This is a genomic window from Frateuria defendens (assembly GCF_001182895.1).
GTDB classification, from domain to species: Bacteria; Pseudomonadota; Gammaproteobacteria; order Xanthomonadales; family Rhodanobacteraceae; genus Frateuria_B; species Frateuria_B defendens.
Genome location: NZ_LFQR01000305.1, coordinates 1 through 290 on the forward strand (window position 1 = coordinate 1; position 290 = coordinate 290).

Here is a 290-nt window from a genome sequence, read left to right on the forward strand (position 1 = left end):
CGGCGGCCCGCCGCCGGCCGATCTCGCCCCGCCGCCCCCGCGCCCGTGGCGCGCGCTCACCCCGGCCGAGCGTGACGTGCTGGCGCCGCTGCAGGACAAATGGGACACCCTGCCGCCGCGGCGGCAGTCGCACCTGCTCGAACGCGCCCAGCGCTGGAGCACGCTGCCGCCCGAGCGGCGCGAGCGAGTGCGCGAGCGCATCGAGCGCTGGCAGCGGATGACGCCCGACCAGCGCCGCGAGGCGCGCCAGAACATGCACAAGTTCCAGCAGCTCACGCCCGAGCAGCGCA

1 protein-coding gene is annotated in these 290 nt (G+C 77.2%); it reads left to right on the forward strand.

Going from position 1 to position 290, the window contains the following annotated elements; translation table 11 throughout:
* The coding region (locus ACH65_RS18380; RefSeq protein WP_049624094.1) for a DUF3106 domain-containing protein at positions 1 to 290 on the forward strand (290 nt) is incomplete at both ends.